17 protein-coding genes and 1 other RNA gene are annotated in these 18968 nt (G+C 69.3%); 14 read left to right on the top strand and 4 right to left on the bottom strand.

Annotated elements, in window-relative coordinates:
- Positions 1–449 precede the first annotated feature (449 nt).
- Together QP119_RS11110 and QP119_RS11105 are read left to right on the top strand one after the other, a co-directional pair.
- Positions 450–689: a hypothetical protein gene (locus QP119_RS11110; protein ID WP_284776186.1), complete on the top strand. Its 240-nt coding sequence runs from the start codon at positions 450–452 to the stop codon at positions 687–689.
- 44 nt (positions 690–733) lie between these two features.
- Positions 734–1879, top strand: coding sequence for a YihY/virulence factor BrkB family protein (locus tag QP119_RS11105; RefSeq protein ID WP_284776184.1), 1146 nt, complete (start codon positions 734–736; stop codon positions 1877–1879).
- 9 nt (positions 1880–1888) lie between these two features.
- Here QP119_RS11105 and QP119_RS11100 read toward each other — a convergent pair whose 3' ends face one another.
- Positions 1889–3160 carry an MFS transporter gene (locus QP119_RS11100; RefSeq protein ID WP_284776182.1) on the bottom strand — a complete coding sequence of 424 codons (1272 nt, stop codon included), beginning with the start codon at positions 3158–3160 and terminating at the stop codon, positions 1889–1891.
- 198 nt (positions 3161–3358) lie between these two features.
- On the opposite strand from QP119_RS11100, the gene QP119_RS11095 reads away from it, so the two are divergent.
- Positions 3359–4408 (top strand): asparaginase, encoded by a 1050-nt coding sequence (locus tag QP119_RS11095; RefSeq protein WP_284776180.1) that lies wholly within the window; start codon positions 3359–3361, stop codon positions 4406–4408.
- Between the two features lie 196 nt (positions 4409–4604).
- The gene (locus QP119_RS11090) at positions 4605–5714 is read left to right on the top strand and encodes a S1 family peptidase (protein WP_284776178.1); all 1110 of its coding nucleotides are present in this window, start codon (positions 4605–4607) and stop codon (positions 5712–5714) included.
- Between the two features lie 147 nt (positions 5715–5861).
- Here the strand turns inward: QP119_RS11090 and hisN are convergent, their stop codons facing one another.
- Complete coding sequence (gene hisN / locus QP119_RS11085; RefSeq protein WP_284776176.1) at positions 5862–6653, bottom strand: histidinol-phosphatase; 792 nt, start codon at positions 6651–6653, stop codon at positions 5862–5864.
- Positions 6654–6678: 25 nt separating this feature from the next.
- A complete protein-coding gene (locus QP119_RS11080; protein ID WP_284776189.1) occupies positions 6679–7509 on the bottom strand; it encodes an inositol monophosphatase family protein in 831 nt (276 codons plus the stop codon).
- A 177-nt stretch (positions 7510–7686) separates the two neighbouring features.
- Between QP119_RS11080 and prfB the strand changes: the two genes are divergently transcribed.
- The 5 genes from prfB to QP119_RS11055 all read left to right on the top strand — a co-directional run bounded on the left by prfB (position 7687) and on the right by QP119_RS11055 (position 11597).
- A complete protein-coding gene (prfB, locus tag QP119_RS11075; protein ID WP_284776174.1) occupies positions 7687–8799 on the top strand; it encodes a peptide chain release factor 2 in 1113 nt (370 codons plus the stop codon).
- Between the two features lie 164 nt (positions 8800–8963).
- Positions 8964–9653 carry a cell division ATP-binding protein FtsE gene (ftsE, locus tag QP119_RS11070; protein WP_284776172.1) on the top strand — a complete coding sequence of 230 codons (690 nt, stop codon included), beginning with the start codon at positions 8964–8966 and terminating at the stop codon, positions 9651–9653.
- A 33-nt stretch (positions 9654–9686) separates the two neighbouring features.
- The gene (gene ftsX / locus QP119_RS11065; RefSeq protein WP_284776169.1) at positions 9687–10589 is read left to right on the top strand and encodes a permease-like cell division protein FtsX; all 903 of its coding nucleotides are present in this window, start codon (positions 9687–9689) and stop codon (positions 10587–10589) included.
- Positions 10590–10713: 124 nt separating this feature from the next.
- Positions 10714–11211, top strand: coding sequence for an SsrA-binding protein SmpB (gene smpB, locus QP119_RS11060; protein WP_284776167.1), 498 nt, complete (start codon positions 10714–10716; stop codon positions 11209–11211).
- Positions 11208–11597 (top strand): DUF488 domain-containing protein, encoded by a 390-nt coding sequence (locus QP119_RS11055; protein ID WP_284776165.1) that lies wholly within the window; start codon positions 11208–11210, stop codon positions 11595–11597. The genes smpB and QP119_RS11055 overlap by 4 nt, the downstream gene beginning before the upstream one ends.
- A gap of 23 nt (positions 11598–11620) precedes the next feature.
- On the opposite strand, the gene QP119_RS11050 is transcribed toward QP119_RS11055, so the two are convergent.
- A complete protein-coding gene (locus tag QP119_RS11050) occupies positions 11621–13318 on the bottom strand; it encodes an AbgT family transporter (RefSeq protein WP_284776163.1) in 1698 nt (565 codons plus the stop codon).
- A 317-nt stretch (positions 13319–13635) separates the two neighbouring features.
- Between QP119_RS11050 and ssrA the strand changes: the two genes are divergently transcribed.
- From ssrA to QP119_RS11025, 5 genes are all read left to right on the top strand, one after another.
- Positions 13636–14010: a transfer-messenger RNA gene (gene ssrA, locus QP119_RS11045) on the top strand.
- Positions 14011–14420: 410 nt separating this feature from the next.
- On the top strand, positions 14421–15443 hold the full coding sequence (locus QP119_RS11040) for a siderophore ABC transporter substrate-binding protein (RefSeq protein ID WP_284776161.1): 1023 nt from the start codon (positions 14421–14423) through the stop codon (positions 15441–15443).
- Positions 15444–15810: 367 nt separating this feature from the next.
- Entirely contained in the window at positions 15811–16740 is a 930-nt protein-coding gene (locus QP119_RS11035) for an ABC transporter permease (RefSeq protein ID WP_423777807.1), read from the top strand.
- A complete protein-coding gene (locus tag QP119_RS11030; protein WP_284776159.1) occupies positions 16733–17881 on the top strand; it encodes an iron chelate uptake ABC transporter family permease subunit in 1149 nt (382 codons plus the stop codon). Before QP119_RS11035 ends, QP119_RS11030 begins: the two co-directional genes overlap by 8 nt.
- Positions 17878–18633, top strand: coding sequence for an ABC transporter ATP-binding protein (locus QP119_RS11025; protein WP_284776158.1), 756 nt, complete (start codon positions 17878–17880; stop codon positions 18631–18633). Before QP119_RS11030 ends, QP119_RS11025 begins: the two co-directional genes overlap by 4 nt.
- The last annotated feature ends 335 nt before the right edge of the window (positions 18634–18968 follow it).

Here is an 18968-nt window from a genome sequence, read left to right as displayed (position 1 = left end):
GCTTGCGGCCGGCGCCTTTTCTGTGTCCGGGTGTGCGGCGCCCCGGGGGGAGGGGTGCCGGGGTCGGGCACCCGGGTGGGGAATCCTCCGCGCAGGGTCTTGCCCCGCACAAAAGGTCCGCTAGTGTGCGTCTGTGAGCACCGGAAAATGATGACCGTCACAGCCGGGGACGCCTGGCTGCGTCTGGCGGTGGTCACGAGGAACCGGAAGGGCGAGACGGTGCACAACCACTTCTCCAGGAGGGTCGGTGCGGCCGCGGGTCTTTCGGCGGTCACTCCGGTGGCCTGTGGCGGTGACTCGGAGTAGACGTCGCGTGCGGTCGCCGGCGGTGCCGCCGGCAACCTGCCCTAGGTCAACTGCGCCTCCGCCGATGCGATGGACACGCTCTGCGGCACGGTCGACGGGGGGCGAAGGTGACGGCGTATGGGCCCACCTCGTGCGGGTCCGCGATGGCCGTGGCCCAGCAGGCCCTGGTCCCCGGTATCTGGGGCCGGGCGTGGCCCCCGGACCCGACGGTGACCGCCCCGTGGGGAGCCACGACGCTCACCGTCATCAGCACGGCGGCCGGCGAGACCTGCACCCTGGCCTGCAGTGCCGGCACCGCGCGCAACCTGGGGGAGTACCGGGGCGGCGATGGTGTCTACATCATGTTCGAGAAGAAAAGCGCCCCGATGTGCCTGCTGCGCTGACGGCCGCCTGCGCCGGGTGCCGGACCGCCACTTATGCTGGAGCCATGACGACCCCGCGCTCCGGCGCCGACGGCGCCGTGGCACGCGCCGTCGGCAAGCGGCCGCAGATCCTGCCGTTCCGCCGCGAGGAGCTGGTGGAGACGCCCACCGACGAGGAGTACTCGGAGATCATCCGCGGCCACCGGTGGCTCGGCGGGGAGTCCTGGAAGCTCGTGCTGCGCCGCGTGACCCGCGAGTTCTTCGCCCGCGGGATGATGGACAAGGGCGCGCTGCTGACCTTCTTCTCGCTGCTCACCTTCGCGCCCACCGTCGTCGGCGCGTACTCGATCGCCACGTTGCTGCTGGCCAACGACACCGCCGCCACCAACCGGCTGATCACCCAGCTCATCCGCGACTACGTCCCGCCCGAGGCCGAGGAGACCGCCACCGACATCGTCCTCGAGATCGTCCAGCAGGCGGGCGACCACGTCTGGGTGATCGTGGTCAGCATCCTCGTCGCACTGTTCTCCTCCTCGGCCTACGTGCGGGCCTTCGCACGCAACGCCAACGCCATCTACGGCCGCGAGGAGGGCCGCCACCCGGTGCGCACCGTGCTGGTGATGTGGGCGCTGACCTTCGTGGTGGTCCTGGGCGCGGTGCTGCTGGCGGCGAGCCTGCTGCTCAACGAGATCGTCGTGCGCGACGTCTTCGAGCCCGTCGCCGAGCCGCTGGGCCTCGACGCCGCGGTCGAGTGGCTCGCCGGTGCGGTCATGCCGGTGTGGCGGTGGGTGCGTCTGCCCGTCGCCGTGCTGCTGAGCATGGTGCTCATCGCCCTGCTCTACAACTTCACGCCCAACGTGCGCTACCCGCGCTTCCGCTGGCTGAGCGTGGGCACCGTGGTCGCGGTGCTCGGCGGGGTGCTCGTCTACGCCGGTCTGACCGCCTACCTGCGCGTGTTCACCCGCATGTCGCTGCTCAGCGCCGTCGGGGCCGTCGTGGCGTTCCTCATCGCCCTGTGGATCTACAACATCGTGCTCATGGTGGGCCTGAGCCTCGACGCCGAGGTCGCCCGCGCCCGGGAGCTCGAGGCGGGCCTGGACTCGGAGGCGGTGATCCGTGTGCCACCGCGCGGGGAATCGGCGGCGCGGCGCCAACGCGACGTCGGAAAGCGACTGCGCGCGGCGGGCGAGGCCATCGGACCGGAGAACTAGCGCGCCGGGTCAGGCGGCGGCGGGCTGCGGCTCGCGGTGCAGGCCCGGCTGCTTGACCGGGACGAGCAGCAGCGCGCCGGCGGCCAGCACCACGGCGACGCCCACGATGCCGAGGCGGTCGCCGCCGATGGCGGTGAAGACCATGAACATCAGCGGTGCCAGCCAGCTGACCGCGCGTCCCGTCGTGGCGTAGAGGCCGAAGATCTCGCCGGAGTGGCGCTCGTCGGTCAGCCGGGCCAGGAACGCGCGCGAGGAGGACTGCGCCGGGCCGACGAAGAGGCACAGCATCAGCCCGAAGATCCAGAAGACCACCGGGCCCTGGCCGACGAGCAGCACGGCGGCGACGACGATCATCGCCAGCAGCGAGCCCATGATCACCGGCTTCGGGCCCACCTTGTCGTCGATCCAGCCGCCGGCGGCCGCGCCCGCGGCGGCGGCGACGTTGGCGGCCATCCCGAAGATCAGCACGTCGCCGGAGGTGAGCCCGTAGACGGCGACGGCGAGGATCGCGCCGTAGGTGAACACGCCCGCCAGCCCGTCGCGGAAGACGGCGGAGGCGATGAAGAAGTACGCGGTGTTGCGCTCGTGGACCCACAGCCGCTTCAGCGTCGCCCACAACTTGCGGTAGGAGCCCGCCCAGCTCAGCCTCTCGCCGGTGGCCGGGGCAGTCGGGGCCCGCAGGAACAGCGGCAGTGCGGAGGCGAGGAACCAGGCGGCGGCGAAGAGCGCGACCAGGCGGATGTTCAGCCCGCCGTCGGTGGGCAGGCCGAAGACCCCGCCCTCCCCGGAGACAAAGAGCACGAAGCACAGCAGCAGCACCACGATCCCGCCGACGTAGCCGAGCGCCCAGCCGATGCCCGAGATGCGCCCGACGGTGGCGCGGGTGGCGATCTGGTTGAGCATCGCGAAGTAGTTGACCTCGGCGAACTCGAAGGTGACCGAGGCGACCGCCATGACCGTGATGCCCACCCAGAACCACACCGGGGCATCGTTGCGTACCAAAAAGAGACAGGCCATCAGGGCGATGGTGACCAGCGTCCAGACCACCAGGGAGCGCCGGCGGGTGCCGTGGGCGTCGGCGCGCTGGCCCATCACCGGGGCGACCAGCGCGATCGCCGCACCGGCGACGGCCAGGGCGATGCTGTAGTAGAACGACGGGGTCTGCCCGGCGTCGATCTGTGAGCCCACCGAGTCGGTCAGGTAGACCGAGAAGATGAAGGTCACCAGCACCGCGTTGAACGCGGCGGAGCCGAAGTCCCAGAACGCCCACGCGGTCTTCATGTCCGAAGCATAACCGCCGCGGGATCGGGGTGCCCGGCTCGTGGTAGGAGGTCACCGGGTGCAATCGGTCGTCGTGGACGGGACGTTGCCGAGTGAAGTGATCCGCCCGAGGAAATATACCTAAATACTATGTAATTGAGTGTTGATTAATATAAACTTGAGTGAACTCCTGCCCCCGACCCTAAGGAAGTGCAACCCATGAAGATTCCTGTGCTCGCCTCGCTGGCCGCGGTGCTCGCCGCCGGCCTCATGCTCTCCTCCTGTACGAGCGCGGACGAAGAGAATACGGCCGCTGGCTCGGCCACTCCACCCGCTGACGCCGAAGGGAACGTGGTCGTGTTGACCACCGGAGGGACCATCGCCTCGACCCACGACGAGGGCGGCGCCGTGGTGCCCACCGTCTCCGGCGACGAGCTCGTCGACTCCGTGCGCGACCGCATCGGCGACAAGGTCGAGGTCGAGGTCCGCCAGGTAGCCGAGCTTGATTCCTCGGCGATGACACTCGAGGACACCGACACCGTGCTCACGGCCGTCGCCGATGCGCTGGCGGGTGAGTCCACAACTGGCGTGGTGGTCACCCACGGCACCGACTCGATGGAGGAATCCGCTGTTGCCGTCGACGCCTTCCTCGCCGATTCCCGCCCGGTTGTCTTCACCGGTGCGATGCGGCCCTTCGATGATCCGGACCCGGACGGCCCGGCCAATCTCGCCGACGCCATCAACGCCGCCGTGGACCCCGCCAACCGGGACCGCGGGGCCTTCATCAGCTTCGGCGGTGATCTCATTCCCGCTCGCGGGGCCTACAAGCATCACACCGAGGCGGCTGACGGCTTCGCATCCAACGCGCCGGAGGATGCGGTCCGTCCCGAGGCTCTCGAGTTGACCTCTCTCGCCGACGTAGATGTGCGCACCGTCGCTGCCTACCCAGGTGCCCCGCGCGCGGTGATCGACGCCGCCGTGGTCGACGGAGCACGTGGCATCGTGGTCGAGGGCATGGGCGCCGGCAACGTCGGCACCGACCTGGCCGCTGGGATCATGGATGCGGTCAACCAAGGGGTGACCGTCGTGATGACCACCCGCGTGCCCGAAGGCAAGGTCGAGGGTGTCTACGGGGGTGCCGGAGGGGCTGCCACCCTCTTCGACGCCGGGGTGATTTCCTCGGGTCATTTCCGGGCCGCTCAGGCTCGGATTCTGTTGGCTGCCGCACTGGCGACGGACACCGATCCGGCCACGCTGCTGGAGATGTAGGGCGGATCACCATGGGGAGGCTGCGGGCCACGGCTGCCTGAGGCCCCTCCTTGGGGGGAGCGACTGATAACAATCTGGCCACGCCGGCGCCGCCGCGCGTCATACGACACCGGAGCGTCGCGCGGCGGTGGCACCATGAGTTCAGACAGAGGAGTTTCCGGGGCCTTCCGGCCCCGTCCCAGCCAGGAGTATGCCCATGCGTCCCGCCGTCCGCGCCCTCGCCGCCGCCACCGCGGCCCTGATCACCGTCGGGGGCCTGCTCCCCACCGCGCAGGCCGCGGAGCAGCCGGGCGCGGTCGAGCAGGCGCGGGCCACGCTCGCCGAGCACGGTGTGGCCACCGCGCCGCTGGACCCGGTCGTGGAGGCCGCCGTCGACGGTGCTGTCGCCGACGCCCAGGCGGCCGGCGAGCAGGCACGCGGCGCGATTGACGACGCCGCGGCGGGCGCCGTCGCCGGTATCTCCGACGCCGCCACGGACGCCGGTTTCACCGGCGGGCCCGCCCCGGGCGTGGCCTACGAGCTGGTCCAGGACCCGTACGGCGAGGGCCCGAACTACCACTGGTCCACCGACCCGCTCGATCAGGTGCTCGCCGGGAAGCTCCCCGGCTCCGGGCCGGTGCTGCACCGCGCGCCGGGCAGCTACTTCGACGCCGCCCCGGTCCCGCCGGAGGCCGTCGACGCCGCCGAGCGCGGGCACGCCCTGATGGGCGCGGGCACCCCGATCTACGTCAGCGACGACTCGATGTGCACCTTGACCGCGGTGGGCACCGACGCGCAGGGCCGCAAGGTCGGCCTGACCGCCGGGCACTGCGGCGAGGTCGGCGAGCCCGTCTACTCCGCCGACGCGCTGGGCGTGGGCGCGGCCGGCACCGTGGTGGCCAAGGACGCCGAGTACGACTACGCCGTCGTGGAGCTCGGCTCGAACACCGAGCTGACCGACAACTACGGCGGGGTCAAGGTCAACGGTGTGGGCACCATGAACGCCGGCCTGGGCACCCAGCTGTGCAAGCAGGGCGTGGCCACCGGCTACACCTGCGGGACGACCTGGCTGGCCCAGCCCGGCTTCGCGATCACCCAGGTCTGTGCCGGCGCCGGCGACTCCGGTGCCCCGGTGCTCCAGGACGGCCGCGTGGTCGGCTCGGTGACCGGCGGCATGCTGCCCTTCTACGAGATCTCCTGCCGCACCCCGCTGCAGGGCCCGCTGTTCATGCCGACCCTGGTCAGCCCGATCGCCCCGGCCGTCGACTCGCTCAACCGCACCGACGCCTCGCGCCCCGGCTCCGGCTTCACCGCCTACCGCCGCTAGGCGGAGCACAGGCGCGCCGGGCCCGCCCCGGCGCGACGCCGCTACCGCGCAGTAAACCCCCGCCACCGAAAGACGGTGACGGGGGTTTGCCGTCGGCCGGGGCAGCCGGCCCCCGGCCAGCCTGCCCGGGCTCGGCCAGGCCCGGGCCTAGCGCGCGGTGCCCAGGGCGTCGAGCGCCTTCTGGTGCAGCAGGCTGTTGGAGGCCAGCGCGTCGCCGCCGTGCGGGCCGGGCGCGCCCTCCAGGGAGGTGAAGGTGCCGCCCGCCTCGGTGACTACGACGCTGAGCGCGGCGAGGTCCCACAGGGAGACCTCCGGCTCGGCGGCCAGGTCGACCGCGCCCTCGGCGAGAAGGCAGTAGCTGAAGAAGTCGCCGTAGCCGCGCAGGCGCCAGACCTCGTCGGTCAGCGCGACGAACTTCTCGCGCAGGCCGTGCTCGCGCCAGCCGCTCAGCGAGGAGAAGGACAGGGAGGCGTCGGAGAGCTCCGCCACGCCCGAGACCGACAGGCGCTTCGGGGAACCGGAGTTGACGCTGCGCCAGGCGCCAGAGCCGGCGGAAGCGTACCAGCGGCGCACCAGCGCGGGCGCGGAGACGACGCCGACGACCGGCTCGCCGTCCTCGAGCAGCGCGATGAGCGTGGCCCACACGGGCACGCCGCGCACGTAGTTCTTCGTGCCGTCGATCGGGTCGATGACCCACTGGCGGCCGGTCATCTCCGGGGTGCCGCCGAACTCCTCGCCGAGCACCGTGTCGGCCGGCCGTGCGTCGGTCAGCCGCTCGCGCAGGGCCTCCTCGCAGGCCAGATCGGCGTCGGAGACCGGGGTCATGTCGGGCTTTGACTCGACCGACAGGTCCGCGGCCTCGAAGCGCTCCAGCGTGATGCCGTCGGCGAGGTCCGCCAGCTCGAGGGCCAGGGCGAGATCGTCTCCGTAACTGCTCATGGTTCCCGATTCTAGGTGCCCGGGGTCACTGCGCGCCGCGCAGCAGCTCCTCGATCTCATCGACCACGCGCTTGTTGCCCGCCACCGACCAGACCACGCCGCCGGCCTCGACCTGGCGGGCCGTACCGCCGACGCCCTCGACGAGGGCCTTGCCCGGCAGCCAGTCCCAGGCCGGTACGGAGTGCTGCATCCAGGCGCCCACGCTGCCCTCGGCGACCCCGGCCAGGTCCACGGAACCGGCGCCCAGCATGCGCAGGGTGGCCGGCGCACCGGCGACGGACAGCCAGACGTCGCGCACCGCGGCGTCGGCAAGCCAGGTCGGGTGGATGTAGGTCGCCAGGCTCAGCTCGGCCAGCGGGCGGTCCTCAAGGCGCGCCAGCGGCTTGCCGTCGCGCACGGGCGCGGTCTCGGGCCCGCCGAACCAGGTGTAGCCCATCGCCGGGCGGTGCACGGCGCCGAGGATGAGGCGCTCGGGCTCGTCGGCGGGCCCCTCGACCAGGGCGAGGGCGGAGCAGTAGTAGTCCGAACCGGAGGTGAAGTTGTAGGTGCCGTCGACGGGGTCGATCACCCAGGTCCGCCCGCTGGTCCCGGTGCGGCTGGCCCCTTCCTCGCCGAGTACGCCGTCCTCGGGGCGCAGCTTCTCCAGCACGCCGGAGACCAGGCGCTCGGCGGCGCGGTCGGCGTCGGTGACCACGTCGGAGACCGAGGTCTTGCGCTCGGTGGTCACGCCCTGCTCGCGCATGCGCCAGGCCAGGCGCCCGGCGTTGAAGACCAGGGTCTGGGCCAGGCGCTCGTCCGAGTCGCCGTCGTGGGCGACGGCGAAGGTCGAGACCAGGGCGTCGACCATCTCGGACATGGTGTGCGCGGGGGCGCCGGTGTGGCCGGCGGCGTTGTCAGGGGCGGATTCGTTCGAGCTCGTCGGGGACGTGGAAGTCATGTCAGTCATTGTGCCGCGGCGCGCGCCGCCTGTACACCGGGCGGGTACACCGGGCGGGGGAGGGACGGCGGGCGTCCGGGAGCTAAGATCGTCGCTATGCGACCGGATACCTCACAAGCCCTGCAGGACCTCGAGTCCCGCATGACCACCATCGAGAAGGTCATGGACCCCGAGGAGCTGTCCTCCCGGGAACGCGAGCTCGAGGCCCAGGCCGCCGACCCGAGCCTGTGGGACGACCCGGACCACGCCCAGCGGGTCACCTCGGAGCTCTCCAGCGTGCAGGCCAAGCTGCGTCGACTGCGTGACCTGCGCTCCCGGCTCGAGGACCTGCCGGTGATGTACGAGCTCGCCGAGGAGGAGGGTGAGAGCACCGAGCTGGCCGACGAGGAGCTGGCCCAGGTTTCCGAGGCCGTCGACTCCCTCGAGGTCAAGACGATGCTGTCCGGCCAGTACGACGAGCGCGAGGCCCTGATCAACGTCCGCTCCGGCGCCGGCGGCGTCGACGCGGCGGACTGGGCCGAGATGCTCATGCGCATGTACACCCGATGGGCGGAGTCGCACGGCCACAAGGTCGACGTCTACGACATCTCGTACGCGGAGGAGGCCGGCATCAAGTCGGCCACATTCGTCATCCACGGCGAGTACATGTACGGCCACCTCTCCGTCGAGCAGGGCGCGCACCGCCTGGTGCGCATCAGCCCCTTCGACAACCAGGGCCGCCGCCAGACCTCCTTCGCCGAGGTTGAGGTGCTGCCCGTCGTCGAGCAGACCGACCACATCGACGTGCCGGACTCCGAGATCCGCGTGGACGTCTACCGCTCCTCGGGCCCGGGCGGCCAGTCGGTCAACACCACCGACTCGGCGGTGCGCCTGACGCACATCCCGACCGGCCTGGTGGTCAGCTGCCAGAACGAGAAGTCGCAGATCCAGAACAAGGCCTCCGCCATGCGCGTGCTGCAGGCCAAGCTGCTGGAGCGCAAGCGCCAGGAGGAGCGCGCCGAGCTCGACGCTCTGGGCGCCGGCGGCAACGCCTCCTGGGGCAACCAGATGCGCTCGTACGTGCTGCACCCGTACCAGATGGTCAAGGACCTGCGCACCAACTACGAGGTCGGCGACCCGCAGAAGGTGCTCGACGGCGACATCGACGGCTTCCTGGACGCCGGCATCCGCTGGCGAATGGCCGAGCAGCAGGCCGCCGAGGAGGACTGACCCCGGCGCGGTGGGCGCGGTCGCGGTGACGGCGCCGCAGCGGCGCCGCACGATTGACGACGTCGCGCATGGCGACGTCGCCACATATGTAACAGCTGTTAACTCACGTATATTCTGGGCACTGCTGTCACATCCGTAAGGCGTGTTCGCTAGAGTCGTTCGTTGTGATCACGTTCGACAACGTCACCAAGGTGTACCCGACCTCGACGCGCCCCGCCCTCAACAACGTCTCCATCGAGATCGGCAAGGGCGAGTTCGTCTTCCTCATCGGACCGTCCGGCTCGGGCAAGTCGACCTTCCTGCAGCTGATGATCCGCGAGGAGAACATCACCTCGGGCGACATCTGGCTGGGGGACTTCCACGTCAACAAGCTGCGCGGCAAGCAGGTCAACCAGCTGCGCCGCCGCATCGGCTACGTCTTCCAGGACTTCCGACTGCTGCCCAAGCTCAACGTCTACGACAACGTGAAGTTCGCGCTCGAGGTCATCGGCACCCGCCGCGACCGCATCGAGAAGGCGGTCCCGGAGATCCTCGAGATGGTCGGCCTGGCCGCCAAGTCGACCCGCATGCCCGGCGAGCTCTCCGGCGGCGAGCAGCAGCGCGTCGCCATCGCGAGGGCCTTCGTCAACCGCCCCCTGGTGCTGCTGGCCGACGAGCCGACGGGCAACCTCGATCCGGAGACCTCCGACGAGATCCTGACGCTGCTCTCGCAGATCAACCGCACCGGCACAACCGTCGTCATGTCCACCCACAACGCCCGCGCGGTCAACGACATGCGCCGCCGCGTCATCGAGCTGCACCTCGGCGACCTGGTGCGCGACGACGAGCACGGCGTCTACGGCACGGTCAATTGACTGGCCCGGCTGAGAACTAAGGAGCATCCAGACGTGAGATTCGGATACGTCCTGCGCGAGGCCGTCAAGGGCCTGGGCCGCAACGTCACCATGACCGTCGCCCTGATCATCACCACGGCGATCTCGCTGGCCCTTCTGGCCACCGGTTTCCTGGTCACGGGCATGACCTCCGACACCAAGGAGATCTACCTCGACCGCGTCGAGGTCATGGTCCAGTTCGACGACGAGGTCTCCGGGCAGGACACCGACTGCTCGAGCGAGGCCTGCCGCGCCGTCTTCGAGAAGCTCGAGGGCGCCGACGGCGTCGACGACGTGACCTTCCGCTCCCGCGAGCAGTCCTACCAGCGCTTCGTCGAGGTCTTCGGCGAGTCCGACCCGCGCCTGGTGGAGGAGACCTCCCCGGACGCGCTGCCGGCGGCCTTGCACGTGCGCCTGGCCGACCCGCTGGACACCACCCCGCTCGACCCGGTCCGCGACATGGACCACGTCGCCGAGGTCGTCGACCAGGTCGACGACCTGCGCGGGGCCACCGACAACCTCGACGCCGTGCGCAACGCGACCTTCCTGCTGGCCGCGATCCAGGCCGTCGCCGCGATCTTCCTGATCGCCAACATGGTCCAGATCGCCGCCTACAACCGCCGCGACGAGATGTCGATCATGCGCATGGTCGGCGCCTCGCGCTGGTACACCCAGGCGCCGTTCGTTCTCGAGGCCGTCTTCGCCACGATCATCGGCGCCGCCCTGGCCACCGGCGGGCTGCTGCTGGGCAAGGGCCTGGTCATCGACAAGGCGCTGCGCGGCCTCTACGAGGCCCAGCTGATCGCGCCGGTGACCACCGCTGACATCTGGCTGGTCATGCCGGTGGTCGCGGTTGTCGGCATCCTCTTCGCCGCACTGACCGCGCAGGTCACGCTGCGCGCCTACGTGCGCAAGTAGCACCGGACACGGTCGCGGGGAGTGCCGGAGGTAGCCACGGGCGCTCCCGGGCGCGGCGCATGCGGCGTCGGAAATCGGGCGCGGGTCTCACCCCGCGCCCGTTCGCGTAGACTGGGACGCCGTCATGGGCAAGAAAAAGAACAAGTCGTCGAAGGCCGGCCCCGGGGTCATCGCGACCAACCGGCGCGCCCGCCACGACTACAACATCCTCGAGACGTACGAGGCCGGCGTGCAGCTCGTCGGCACCGAGATCAAGTCGCTGCGCGAGGGCAAGGCCTCCCTGGTGGAGGCCTTCGCCACCGTCGACGACGGCCAGGTGTGGCTGCGCCAGCTGCACATCCCTGAGTACTCCATGGGCTCGTGGACCAACCACTCGCCGCGGCGCACCCGCAAGCTGCTGCTGCACCGCCGCGAGATCGACTCGATCGAGGGTAAGGTCCGCGACGGGCGCCGCACGCTCGTCCCGCTCCGGCTCTACCTGAAGAACGGGCTGGTCAAGGTCGAGCTCGGCCTCGCCGAAGGTAAACAGGACTACGACAAGCGCCAGGCGATCCGCCGGCGCACCGAGGAGCGCGAGATCACGCGCGAGCTCGGCCGCAAGGTGAAGGGGATGACGGCATGACGGTTCACGTGGTGAAGGTCCACGACCTGCTCGACGGCTCGGCTAAGGCGCCGGGCACCAAGGTCCTGGTCGACCGGATCTGGCCGCGCGGGGTGTCCAAGGAGGACCTCGGCCACGACGAGTGGCTAAAGGCGGCGGCGCCCTCGAAGGGGCTGCGCACCTGGTTCGACCACGACCCGGAGAAGTTCGAGGAGTTCACCCGGCGCTACCGCGCCGAGCTCGACGCCGCGTGCACGGACACCGAGACGCAGGACGACGCCCGCGAGGACGTCGCCCGGCTGCTCAAGCTGGCCGGCGACGGCGACGTCAGCCTGCTGTACGCGGCCCACGACCGCGAGCACAACCACGCGGTCGTGCTCGCGGACTGGATCCGCGACCACGCCTAGGCCGCGGGGCTAGGCCGTTAGGCCTAGCCTGCCGGGTACTCCATCGGGGTGCCGGGGCCGAGCGGCAGGCCGGTGTAGTACCAGGCCAGGAAGAACAGGAACCATCCGACCATCATGGTCACCGCGTAGGGCAGCGAGAGGCTCATCAGCGTGCCCAGGCCCGCCTTGCGGTAGTACTTCTGCAGGAACATCAGGGCCAGGGCGAAGTACGGGCTCATCGGGGTGACGATGTTGGCGGGGGAGTCGCCGATGCGGTAGAGCATCTGGGTGACCTCGGGGGCGATGCCGACGAGCATGAACATCGGCACCACCACCGGCGCCATGAGCGCCCACTGCGCCGAGCCCGAGGTGATCAGCAGGTTGATGGCCGCGACCAGCAGCACGAACAGCGCGAAGAGCAGCGGCTTGGGCATGTCGATGACAGTCAGCGCCTCGGAGCCCTTGATGGCGGTCCACTGGCCGAGGTTGGACCACTCGAAGTAGGCCAAAAACTGCGAGACGGCGAAGAAGAGCACCATCATCGGCACCAGGGTCTCCAGGCCCTTGGCCATGAAGCGCGGCACGTCGCCGCCGGAGGTGATCGAGCGGGTCACCAGGCCGTAGACCAGGCCGGCGGCGAAGAACATCACGCCGATCACGGCGCCGATGTCGGTGATCAGCACCGACTCCATCGCGGCGTTGTCGGCGCCGAGGAACGGCGAGCCGGGGATGAACAGCAGGCCGAAGTAGGCCCCGAGCATCCCCAGGCTGAAAAGGCCCGTGACCTTCAGGCCACGGATCTCCTCGGCGGCCAGCTTGAGGCCCTCGTCGTCGGGGGTCTCGATGTGGTCCGGGGTGGTGAAGCTGGCGGCGTCGTCGTCGACGTGGTCGTGGTTGACCAGGTCGCGGGCCTTGTCGTTGATGAACAGCTCGGTCACGGCGGTGATCAGCAGCGCAAGCACGATCGCCGAGGGGATGACGAAGAAGTAGTTCGCCAGCGGGGAGACCTTGTAGGACTCGTCGATGAAGGCAGCAGCCGAGGTCGAGATGCCGGAGAGCAGCAGATCGGTGATGTTCAGCAGCAGCGAGGCGTTGAAGCCGCCCGAGGAGGCGGCGAAGGCGACCATCGCGCCGACGATGGGGGAGCGGCCCACTGCGCTGAAGGCGGCCGCGCCCAGCGGGATCATGATCACGTAGACCGCGTCGGAGGCGATCGAGCCGGTCACCGCCGTCAGCGCGACGACAAAGGTGAGCACCATCGGGTGGCGCACCCGGCCGACGGCCCCGCGCATGGCGGCGCCGAGCAGGCCGGAGTGCTCGGCGACGGCGATGCCGAGCATCACGATGAGGATGACGCCTAGCGGCGGGAAGGTGATGAAGTTCTCCACGGCCTCCGAGACCATCTTCTGCAGCCCCTCGGCGGAGAGCAGGTTGGTCACCTCGACGGTCTCGCCGTCGGAGGGGATCTCGGCGCGCATGCCGAGCTTGTTGCCGATCCACGAGCTGATCAGCACCACCACGGAGAGGATGACGAAGAGCCAGAACGGGTCGGGCAGTTTGTTGCCCACGCGTTCGACCAGGCCGAGGAAGCCGCCGGGGCGGTGCTCGCCGCCCTCCGGGTGGTCCTCGGCCTCGGTGCGGCGTTCCTCGTCGCGCTCGAGCTCGGCGGCGTCCTCCAGGGCGTCGTCCTTCAGGTCGGCGTCGGTGCGGCGGCCGTTCTCGTCTACGGGGTGTGCCGGCATGGGCGCTCCTCACGGTGGGCACGGCGGGCGCCGTCCCCGGGTCGGGGTCAGTCGTCTCAGGTCGGTGATGGGACACCTCGGGCGGACATTCCCGGGGTGGCGCCGGAGGCACCGCCGCGCGGGTGTGTCGGCAGCCACAATATCTCCCGGGGGCCGCACGCGGGTGGGAAAGGGGGTGAAACCATCGCCCGTGACGGCCGTGACCTCGGGAGGTGTCCGGGTGGTGTCCGGGTGGTGCTTGCGGGGGAAGGGTGGGCGGGCGTAGAATTGGATCTCCTGCGGAAGGCGGCACACCTCCCGTCCGCAGGACACGAAGAGGGGCTGATTTTTGGTTTCGACTTCGTCGATTGAGCCAGGGGAAGCGTGCCGGTGCAGGCTGGAGACCACCGTAAGCGTCGCAGCAACCTGATAAGCGCCGAGAACACTCAGCGCGACTACGCCCTCGCTGCCTAAAGCGAGCGCGTGTCTGTCAGCCCGGATACGTCCCTGATCCGGAGTCTGGCATCGACTAAGGGACTTGCCGCCGGGTCGCGTCAGCGGGGCCCGGCGGGACTTCCACCGCTGACTGGGCCCGTCATCCGGACGCGTTCGCCTGATCCGGAGGGCCGAGCAGAGACTCCGCGCGAACTGCGCACGGAGAAGCCCTGGCGAGGTGGCGAAGGACCCGGGTTCGAGTCCCGGCAGCTCCACCGAGGAAGCCCCCGGCCGTTTCGGCCGGGGGCTTCGATCATGTCCGAGCCCGCGGATCTGCCCGGGGTCGGCGGGCCTGCGGGGCCCGGCGCCCGGCGGGCGCCCCACCTGCGGTCCGTCGGGGGAGCGGCGCACTACACGTGTGGTGAACTCCCGAACCACTTCGGGTTAACTCGAAGTAAAGAAATTCGGATAGGGGGTAGGTGGCAGGGGTGGACATCTGATTACTTTCGCCGCGCCTGACCGGGTTTTTTGGAGGTTGCCGCCAAGCAGATGGGGTTAGCCTGGCCAAATTCGCAACGCTCCGTTATCGTCTGCGGACAGAAGGTTACCGTAGCCTTAGCTACGGTAGATCGTCCTTCCGGCCTGCTCCCCAAGGCAGGCCCGAGAACCACCTCAGGAAGAGAGACAGATGGCCAAGATCCGCCACACCCTGACCGCCCTCGTCGCCGGCGCCGCGCTCGTGCTGACCGGCTGCTCCAACGACGGTGAGGGCTCCGGCTCCTCCACCTCCGCCGCCGCGGACGGCTCCGCCACCGAGAGCACCGCCGCCGAGTCGGTGACCGTGGAGGACAACGAGGGTGAGAAGACCATCGAGAAGCCGATCGAGAGCGTCGCCGTCCTGGACAACCGCTCCTTCGAGATTCTCGACCAGTGGCAGGTGCCGATCACCGTCGGCGCCCGCAAGCTGGTGCCGTCCACCCTTCCGGACCTGAAGAACGACGAGAGCATCCTCGACGTCGGAAACCACAAGGAGCCGGACCTGGAGCAGATCGTCGCGGGTGACCCGCAGCTGATCGTCTCCGGCCAGCGCTTCCAGAAGTACGACGAGCAGATCGAGCAGATGAACCCGCAGGCCACCCTGGTCGACTTCGAGCCGCGCGAGGACAAGCCGCTCGACGAGGAGCTGACCCGCCATGTCGAGAACATGGGCAAGATCTTCGACAAGGAGGACGAGGCCCAGAAGCTGATCGACGACTTCAACAAGGCCCTGCAGCGCGCCAAGGACGCCTACGACGGCGAGTCCACCGTCATGGCCGTCAACGTCTCCGGCGGCGACATCGGATACGTCGCCCCGCACGTCGGCCGCACCTACGGCCCGCTGTTCGACCTGATCGGCTTCAAGCCGGCCCTGCAGATCGAGCACGCCTCCTCCGACCACAAGGGCGACGACATCTCCGTCGAGGCCATCGCCGACTCCAACCCGGACTTCATGCTGGTCCTCGACCGCGACGCCGCGATCAGCTCCAGCGAAGGTGCCTCCAAGCCCGCCAAGAACGTGATCGAGGAGTCCACCCCGCTTGAGGGCGTCACCGCCGTCAAGGACGGCCACGTCTACTACGCCCCGGACGACACCTACACCAACGAGAACATCATCACCTACACCGAGATCCTGAACGGCATCGCCGATCAGCTCGAGGCCGCGCAGAAGTAGCACGGCCAGCGCCCGGCGACGTCGAACAGACGCCGGGCGCCCCGGGTGACGACGGGCCGCACCACCTCCGGGCGGGGCGGCCCTCATTCACGTCCGACGCAACCATGCGCCGGGCGGAAATTAACCGCACACGCTGCAGCTTCGCGACGTCGGCAAGCCTAAGCTAGGGTGCATGGGGGCCAGAGGACGCCCGGCCTCCGGCGCGTCCCCGCACACGTTTCGCCGAGAGGCGGATGGGAGACACTTCTTGAGTACCGCAACCGCGCGCCAGGCCGGCGGACCCGGCCGACCCGCCGGGACGGACGAGCCCGGCGGCACGCGCCGACGCGACTGCGCCGGCAAGCGCCGCGGGCGCCACGGCTGGGCGCTGCTCATCGGCGTCCTGCTCGTCGCGGCGCTGCTGGCGGCGTCGCTGTTCACTGGAGTCTACGACATCATCCACGCCGAGGACGGCTGGGAGATGTTCGGCAAGACCCGCGTGCCGCGCACCATCGCGCTCGTGCTCGCCGGCGCCGCCATGGCGATGTCCGGCCTGGTCATGCAGCTGCTCACGCAGAACCGCTTCGTCGAGCCGACCACCACCGGCACCACCGAGTGGGCGGGCCTCGGCCTGCTGCTGACGATGTTCCTCATCCCCGGCGCCTCGGTGTTCACCCGCATGATCGGCGCGGTGATCTCCGCCTTCGTCGGCACGATGATCTTCTTCCTCTTCCTGCGCCGGGTCTCGCTGCGCTCCTCGCTGGTGGTTCCGATCATCGGCATCATGCTCGGCGCCGTGGTCAGCGCGGTCTCGACGTTCTTCGCACTGCAGACCGACATGCTGCAGTCGCTGACGATCTGGTTCGCCGGTAACTTCACCTCGGTCTTCGAGGGCCAGTGGGAGGTGCTCTGGATCGTGCTCGTGGTGCTGGCGATCGTGTGGGTCTTCGCCGACTGCCTCACCGTCGCGGGCCTCGGCGAGGACATCGCCACCAACGTCGGGCTGAACTACAACCAGATCATGATCCTGGGCACCGGCCTGATCGCCGTGGCCAGCGGCGTGGTCACCGTGGTCATCGGCCAGCTGCCGTTCCTCGGGCTGATCGTGCCGAACATCGTCTCGCTCTTCCGCGGCGACGACCTGCGCAGCAACCTGCCGTGGGTCGTCCTCGTCGGCATCGCGGTGGTCACCGTCTGTGACCTCTTCGCGCGCACGGTCATCGCGCCCTTCGAGGTGCCGGTCTCCGTGGTGCTCGGCATCGTCGGCGCCGTGGTCTTCGTTGCTCTGATCCTTAGGGGGCGCAAGCGCAATGGCTGACACGATTTCCGACGCCCGCGTGCACGCCGCACAGGCGGCCGAGCGCACCGCAGGCGCGGACGGCGGCGCCGGGGGCGCCGCCGTGCGTGTGGACCGCGGCACGCTCGAGGGCCACGCCGGGGGCGGGCGCGGGGGGCGGGCGAAGCGCTCGGGCTCCTTCGCGTCCGCGAAGGCGCGGCGCAAGTACTGGATCATCCTCGCGGTGTGCGTGGTGCTCGCGGTGGTCTTCACCGCCGGGCTGCTCGCCTACGGCAACCCGATCCCGTTCGGCGACCCGCGCTTCTGGCTGATCGCCAAGCGGCGCGCGGACTCCGTGATCGCGATGGCGCTGGTGGCGCTCGCCCAGGCGGTGGCCACCGTCGCCTTCCAGACGGTGACGAGCAACCGCATCATCACGCCGTCGATCATGGGCTTCGAGTCGCTCTACAAGCTGATCCACACCAGCACCGTCTTCTTCTTCGGTGCGGCGGGGCTGACGGCCGGCTACTCGGCGGGCAACTTCGTCTTCCAGCTGGTGATCATGGTCGGCATGTCGCTGCTGCTCTACAGCTGGCTGCTGACCGGCGACCGCGGCAACATCCACGTGATGCTGCTGGTCGGCATCGTCATCGGCGGCGGGCTCGGCTCGCTGGCGACCTTCATGCAGCGCCTGCTGACCCCGAGCGAGTTCGACGTGCTCACCGCGCGCCTGTTCGGCTCCGTCAACAACGCGGACCCGGACTATTACCCGGTGGCCGTCCCGCTCGTGCTCATCGCTACGGCGCTGATGATGCTCAACGCCCGCACCCTCAACGTCATCGCTCTGGGCAAGGCCCAGGCGACCAACATCGGCGTGAATCACAAGGCCAACACGATCTACGTGCTCATCCTGGTCTCGGTGCTGATCGCCGTCTCCACGGCGCTGGTCGGGCCGATGACCTTCCTCGGCTTCCTGGTGGCCACGCTGGCCTACCAGTTCGCCGACACCTACGACCATCGCTACATCATCCCCATGGCCGCCCTGATCGGGTACGTGGTGCTCACCGGCGCCTACTTCCTGATGAACCACGTCTTTTACGCGCAGGGCGTGGTCTCCATCGTCATCGAGCTCGTCGGCGGCACGATGTTCCTGTTCGTCATCCTCCGGAAGGGGCGCCTGTGATCAAGCTCAGCCACGTTCGCAAGAACTACAACGACGAGGTCGACATCGGACCGGTCGACCTGGAGATCCCGGACGGCGGGATCACCGCCCTCGTCGGGCCGAACGGTGCGGGCAAGTCGACGCTGCTGACCATGATCGGCCGGCTGCTCGACATGGACGAGGGCTCCATCGAGGTCGCGCACTTCGACGTAGCCAAGACCAAGTCGAAGGACCTGGCCAAGATCATCTCGGTGCTGCGTCAGGAGAACCACTTCATCACCAAGCTCACGGTGCGCCAGCTGGTCGGCTTCGGACGCTTCCCGTACTCGCACGGCCGGCTGACCGCCGAGGACGAGGAGATCATCGACCGCTACCTCGACTTCCTCAACCTCACCGAGCTGGAGGACCGCTACCTCGAGCAGCTCTCGGGCGGCCAGCGCCAGCGCGCCTACGTGGCGATGGTGCTGTGCCAGGAAACCGACTACGTGCTCCTGGACGAGCCGCTGAACAACCTCGACATCTCCCACTCGGTGCAGATGATGAAGCACCTGCACCGCGCGGCGCGGGAATTCGGGCGCACGATCATCGTCGTGCTGCACGACATCAACTTCGCCGCGCGCTACGCGGACTACGTGTGCGCCGTCAAGGACGGGGCGATCGTGGAGTTCGGCCCCGTGGCCGAGGTGATGGACTCCGAGAAGCTCACGAGGATCTTCGGCACCGACATCGAGGTCATCGACGGTCCCTGGGGTCTGCTGGCCTGCTACCACTAGGCGGACGGCGGCCGGGGCGGCTGTAGACCGTCGGGTTACGGGGGGAAAGTACACACCGGGTACCGGGCTTGGATGGCCCGTACCCGGTGTCTTCGGTTGCTGGGGTTGCGGGGACCGACGGAGAGGGGGAGTGCCGCCGGGACCGCTGCGGAGCGTGCACAGGCAGGAAATGCAGTCCGAATGCGCGTGGCAACCGTGCAGATTTCGCGGATAAAAACCCTGATTCACCTGGGGATTTGTCAAGGTGTGGGGTTCGGGGTAACTTATCACCTCGTCGCCGCGAGAGGCACCGGCTACCAGGTCAGATGCTGACCGGTCACGGGGTCTCGAGATGG

The sequence above is a fragment of the Corynebacterium frankenforstense genome (assembly GCF_030211955.1).
Classification (GTDB): domain Bacteria; phylum Actinomycetota; class Actinomycetes; order Mycobacteriales; family Mycobacteriaceae; genus Corynebacterium; species Corynebacterium frankenforstense_A.
The sequence above is the reverse complement of the archived record's forward strand: the minus strand, read 5'-3'. Positions and strand labels throughout refer to the sequence as shown.